This is a genomic window from Mycobacterium sp., from assembly GCF_049683935.1.
GTDB lineage: Bacteria > Actinomycetota > Actinomycetes > Mycobacteriales > Mycobacteriaceae > Mycobacterium.
In genome coordinates this window covers 1-6,569 of record NZ_JBAUJR010000142.1, presented here as the reverse complement: position 1 = coordinate 6,569, position 6,569 = coordinate 1, and the positions used below count along the sequence as shown (strand labels likewise).

The following is a 6,569-nucleotide window of genomic DNA, read 5'->3' as shown; positions in this document are numbered from 1 at the left end:
CGGCCGCACCAACCATTGCCCCCGCCCCAGCCGTTGAGGCCACTGGCGAGGTCGGCCAACCCCCCGCGGCACCTGCCGTCGAGCACCCCGCGACCGCTGAACCCGAACACCTATCCGCAGCGCCGCCGGTCGCCGTCGATTTCCGGCCGGGCACCGACATTCGCGTGCCCTCGGGGGCTAAAGCCCGACTCCTGGCCAACATCGCCGTCATCGACACCGTGGCTCGTCTGCAACAAGAGGCCCGCCCCGCGACCACCGCCGAGCAGGAAACCCTGGCCACCTGGTCGGGGTGGGGAGCGGTTGCCGATGTCTTCGACACCCGCAAGGACACCTACCAGTCCGAACGCGAATACCTCCAGGAAGCCCTCGGCCCGCGCGATTATCGGGCAGCTTCGGCCAGCACTCTCAACGCCCACTACACCGACCCGGCCATCGCCGAACGCATGTGGAAAGCCCTGCAACACGCGGGATTCCAAGACGGACGGGTGTTAGAGCCAGGCTGCGGCGCCGGCACCTTCATCGGACTGGCGCCCCAGAGCGCCCAGATGGTCGGGGTCGAGAAAGACCCGATCAGCGCCGCCGTGGCGGCCTACCTGTATCCGTCGGCGCAGGTCCGCTCCGAAGGATTCGAAACCACCAACGTTCCCAATGGCAGCTTCGCAGCCGTCATCGGCAACGTCCCGTTCGGCGACTTCGCACTGCGGGACCCGGCCTACAACCCGAAGCGGTTGTCTATCCATAACCACTTCATCGTCAAATCCCTGGACCTGACTGCCCCCGGCGGCTACGTCGTGGTGCTCACCAGCCGCTTCACCCTCGACAACGTCGATTCGAAGGCTCGCAACGAAATCGCCGCCCGCGCCGACCTTCTCGGTGCCGTCCGATTGCCCACCAGCGCATTCCGCCGAGTCGCCGGCACCGAGGTCGTCACCGACATCCTCGTGCTGCGCCGCCGTGAAGCCAGCCGCGAGATCGAGGCCGGAACAGACACCTGGTTGCAGGTCGCGGACATGGACCTGCTCGGCGACGATGGTCAGTGGACCTCACTGCCGGTCAACACCTACTTCCATCAGCATCCCGAGCACATGCTCGGCACGCCGATGATCGGCCACGGCATCCACGGCAGCACCACCTTGCAGGTCCGCACGCTCGACCCTTCGGCGGTGCCCAACCAGGTCGCCCAGGCCCTGCGCGGCATCATCGACACCGCCGTCGAGCAAGGCCGCGGGCTGACCGCCCGAGCCGAAACCCTCACCGAGGTCAGCGAAGTCAGCTTCGACCCCGGATTGTTGACCAAGGCCACCGCCGGCCAACCACCGGCCTACGGCACGCTGCGATTCAACACCGAAGCTGACCGCTTCGAATCCTGGAACCGCGACGCCTGGGTCGAATCCAAGGTCTACGCCAGCCGCAAAGACGAAACCATCAAACTGCTGGCGCTGCGCGATGCCGCCAACGCGGTGGTCGCCTCCCAGCGCAACGGCTTGCCGCCGGAGGAACGCGAGCAACTGCGCGGCCAACTCAACCGGCTCTACGACGCCTACGTGAAACGCCACGGCCCGATCCAGCGGTTCAAATGGAGCACGCCGGGGGAGATCACCCAGGCCAAACACGACGACAAGCTCGCCAAGAAGATCGAAGCGTGGCGCAAAAAGAACCCCGAGGCCACCCGCGTCCCCGAGGAACTCATCGAGCAGTGGGACCAAGAAGCCTGGGAAACCCCCAACCCCTACAAACTGCGGCCCCACATCGTCACCGCCCTGCGCAACGACCCGTCTTGGACCACCGTGCTGGCCCTGGAGTCCTACGACGAGCAGACCAAGGACGTCCGCAAGGCACCGATCTTCTCCGTCGACCTGCTCGGCCCGCCCACCGTCCGTGACCGCGCCGAGACCGCCGAGGAAGCCCTGGCCATCAGCCTCGACCAACACGGCGGGGTAGACCTCAACCACATCGCCACCCTGCTGGGCTCCGACACCGACACCGCCCGCGAACACCTCCGCGGCCTGGTATTCCCCTCCCTGCGCGACCCCGAGGTGCTGATCCCGGCCACCACCGCCTTGTCGGGCAACGTCCGAAAGCAACTCCGCGAGGCCACCCAGGCCGCACAAACCGATCCGCGCTACCACGAATACGTCGAGGCACTGCAGAAGGTGCAGCCGGTCGATCGCCAACCCAGCCAGATCACCGCCCGTCCCGGATCACCGTGGATCGAGGCCCGCTACGTCGCACAGTTCGCCCAGGAAACCTTCAAACCTTCCGAGCATAAGATTCCCCGCATCAAGGTCGATCACATCCACGGCGTCTGGACCATCGACTGTCCCGCCTACGACCGCAGCCACGCGAGCATGTTTGAAACCTGGGGCACCCGCTACGACAACCGTGACGCTATCGACCTGCTCGAAATGCTGTGCAACAACAAAGAAATCGTTGTCAAATACACTGCCGAAGAAGCCGAGCTCACCGGACGAACCGGTGTCAACCGCGACGCCACCGTCGCCGCCCAGGCCAAAGCCGCCAAGATCACCGAGGCGTTCCAGCAGTGGGTCTTCGCCGACGACACCCGCCGCGACGAACTCGTCGCCGTCTACAACGAGCGCTTCAACAGTCTGCGCGCACCCAAGTACAGCGGCGCAGCATTGACGCTGCCCGGCCTGTCCCACAACTTCGAACCCCACCCCTACCAACGCGACGCCGTGGCACGGATCATCGCAGAACCCAATGTGCTGCTCGACCACGTCGTCGGCGCCGGAAAATCCGGAACCATGTTCATGGCCGCGATGGAACTCCGGCGACTGGGCCTGGCCCGCCAGCCCTGGATCGTCGTGCCCAACCACATCATCGAGCAGGTCGGGAAAGAGGCCAAGTGGTGGTATCCCAGCGCTGAAATCCTGCTCGGTGCACCAGGAACCGACGCCGAAGGCCGCCGCCGATTCGTCGCGCAGTCCGCGACGTCCGACTGGGACATGGTCATCGCCCCGCAATCGCTGTTCGAAGCAATCCCGGTCGGGCCCGAGGCCCAGCGCGACTACATCGAACGGGAATGCGAGATCCTGCGCGAGGCACTCAACGGGATCACCGACGACACCACCCCCGCCAGCGTCAAACGTCTCGAAAAAGCCTTGCAGCGATACGAAACCAAACTCCAAGACCTCACCGACCAAGCCAGAAAAGACACCGGCTTGCGTTTCGAGAACACCGGCTGCGACTACCTTTTCATCGACGAAGCCCACATGTTCAAAAACCGCACCCGGCTCTCGGCGGTCAAGGAACTCGCCTGCCCCGACGGGTCCAAACGCGCTGACGACCTCGCCATGAAGATGGACATGCTGCGCCAGCGCCGCCGCGAGGACGCAATTGCCGCCGGCCGCCAGCCCACCCCCACCGACGAACGCGTCGCCACCTTCGCCACCGGCACCCCGGTTGCCAACAGCCTCGGCGAAATGTACGTCATGCAACGCTATCTGCGCCCCGACCTGCTCGATGACGCCGGAGTGTTCCACCTCAACGACTGGGGAGCGGCATTCACCTCCACCGTCAACACCGTCGAGGTCAACGCCACCGGCACCCAACTCAGACCAGTCACCCGCGTCGGCAAATTCTGCAACCTGCAAGAACTGCTGCGCCTGTCCTCAGTGTTCACCGACGTCATCACCCGCGACCAAGTACTCGACCAAGCCCAGGTCAGCCTGCCCGAGCTCACCGACGGCAAACGCACCATCGTCCAAATCCCTGCCGATCAAGAACTCAAAGACTTCATCACCGACCTCGGCTACCGGGCCAGCAACATCGACCCCAAGAACATGGCCCGCGACAACATCCTCAAGATCAGCAACGACGGCCGCGAAGCCAGCCTCGACCCCCGCATGGTCAACCTCCCCGCCCCAGCGCACTCACGCACCGCAGCCGTAGCCGAGCAAATCATGGCCGTACACAACGCCAACGCTGACCGCATCTACAAAGACCCCCAGCACGGCCACGACATGCCCAACCCCGGCGCACTGCAAATCGTGTTCTGCGACCGAGGAACACCCACGAAAAAGGCCGGCAAACCCAAAGACAGCTTCACCATCTACACCGCCATCCGAGACGAACTCATCGACCGCGGAATGCCCGCCGAGAAGATCCGCTTCATCCACGACGCGGAAAAACCCGAAGACCGACTGCGACTGTTCGATGAATGCAACCGCGGCCTGGTCTCGGTCCTGTTCGGCTCCACCGAAAAGATGGGCACCGGCACCAACGTTCAAACCCGCGCCGTCGCCCTACACCACGTCGATGTTCCCTGGCGACCGGCCGATCTGGAACAACGCGAAGGCCGCATCATCCGGCAAGGCAACCAAAACAGCGAGGTCAGCATCTTCAACTACGTCGTTGAAGGCTCCTACGACACCGTGATGTGGCAAAAGATCGAAGCCAAATCACTGTTCATCGAACAGGTCAAACGCGACGACATCGCCGTGGACGAAGTCGAAGACATCGGTGGGGGAGACATGAGCGTGGCCGCCGCCGAAACCAAAGCCATCGCCACCGGCGACCCACGCTACGTGCGACAAGTCCAACTCCAAGACGAAATCGAACACCTCGCGGCCCTGGAACGCTCCCACCACGAAACCCTCGCCAGCCGCGACCGAGAAATCACCACCAACCAACGCCAACTCGGCATCGTCGCCGCCGACATCGAAGCCCTGGCGCCGGTGGCCGACGCTGTCGCCGCCCGCGACCCCGAGGCCAAACCCACCATCGTCGTCGAAGGACGAACCCACAAGGAACGCAAAGACTCAGCCGAAGCGTTCGCCACCGTCTGCCGCAACACCTACCACGCCATGAAGAACGCCCCCGGCTACGAAACACGGCCGTTGAACGTCGCGATCGACGGCATCGCTCTGATCGCCCGCCGCGACCACATCAACTCCAAACTATGGATCAAAGCCGACGTCCCCTCAGCCGAAATCGACGTCACCGTAATGGATCTGCACGGCACCGTAAGCACCCTCGATGACAGCGGCAGCGCCAAAGCCCGAGGACTTCTCACCCGCGTAGAAAACCTCTACAAAGACCTGCCGGCCCACCACCAACGACTGCAACGCCACCACGACCAGCTCACCGCCGAGATCGAAGACCTCCAAGACACCACCGTCGAGGACTTCGACCGCGGCGACGAACTCGCCGCCAAACGCGAGCAACTGTCCACCTTGACCACCCTGCTGCGCCTAGAAGCCGAATCCGAAGAAGCCAAAGCCAAAGCCGCCGAAGCGCAACACCGCATGCACGCCGCCGGCCGACAACCCGGCTGGTCACTACACCTCAACCCAACCCCATTCCTCCTCGAGGAATCCGGCTTCGACACCCCCGAGCAATACCGGTTCGCCCAAAAGATCGCCGAACGAGCCCGCGCCGCCGACTACCTCGCCAGCCAGGAACACAGCGACACCGACGCCCACCGCGACAACGACGAAGGACTGGTCCGGTGAACACCGCGCCGCGCCGCAGCCCCGACCCGTGGTGGCGCTACGCCCAAGACTGCGCCACCGCACTCAACCAGGGCATCGAACCACCCGTGATCCCCACCCACGGCCCCCTTCTCAAAGCCAACGAAGTCACCCGCCTCAGCGCCCCGGCCTACTACAGCCGCCTCGCCAGCGGTGACGGCAACTACGACCGCGCCAACGCCCCCTTCTTCGTCAACCCCATCCTCATGGGCGGCGCCATGGCCACCCAAGGCGCGATCAACCGCCACCGACGCCGCCACGCCGACCGCGACGCCCACCCCACCTGGCGCAACCATCGCGAAGTCGCCGTCCTCACCACCAACCTGCGCCTCATGTGCAGCCGCCCCGACGGCGGCTACGTGTCCTTCTGGTACCAAGACCTCACCGAGTTCTACCCCGACCCCGACACCCGAACCCTCACCATGGCCTTCGACGAAGACCACACCGCACCACTTCGACTCAACGGCCCCGCAGTACCCGGCATCAGCCTCTGGGCAACCCACGCCCTCTACGGCCCCGCCTGGCGCGAACACCCCAAACTCGCCGCCCTCATCCGGACCGACCAAACCCACACCCAGTCGCACCCCGAACGAACCCAAGCCCCCCCCGACACGGGCCTCACCGACGAACAACAACGCTGGTGGGCCCAACACCAGCACCGGGCACACAATGCCCGCAGCGCCGATGGACCAGACCTGAACTTGTAGGGATGAGCTCAACGATTAGCCGGGCGCACGGGAAGTAGACCATTGCGCAGACTCCGGGGGAACACCGAATACGACTCCAGCCCATGCGATTTCGCGAACGTCAGCACCGCCAGCAGCCCACCCTCGACCCCGGCCAATGAGACAGCGCAGCCTCACCAGGATTCAAGCCGATGAAACGTTGTTCAATCAGGTCGGTCCGGCTGCGCGTTTCCGTCGGCCGGGTGTGCCAATGTTGTGCGGTGAGGGGGTCGGGGAGCAGATTGACGAAATCCGGCGCTAAGGGGCAATCGCCGAGCGACCTTGCGCTGTAGGTGATTTCATGTCGTCGTGACTGATGAGGGCGGCTATGGCCGGTTCGGTGCGTTGTCTC

General features: G+C 64.6%; 2 protein-coding genes. Both read left to right on the top strand.

The window, feature by feature from the left end:
• The first annotated feature begins 164 nt into the window (after window positions 1-164).
• Complete coding sequence (locus WA965_RS08210; RefSeq protein WP_526298702.1) at window positions 165-5,474, top strand: helicase-like domain-containing protein; 5,310 nt, start codon at window positions 165-167, stop codon at window positions 5,472-5,474.
• Window positions 5,471-6,199, top strand: coding sequence for a hypothetical protein (locus WA965_RS08205; RefSeq protein ID WP_212757736.1), 729 nt, complete (start codon window positions 5,471-5,473; stop codon window positions 6,197-6,199). The genes WA965_RS08210 and WA965_RS08205 overlap by 4 nt, the downstream gene beginning before the upstream one ends.
• The last annotated feature ends 370 nt before the right edge of the window (window positions 6,200-6,569 follow it).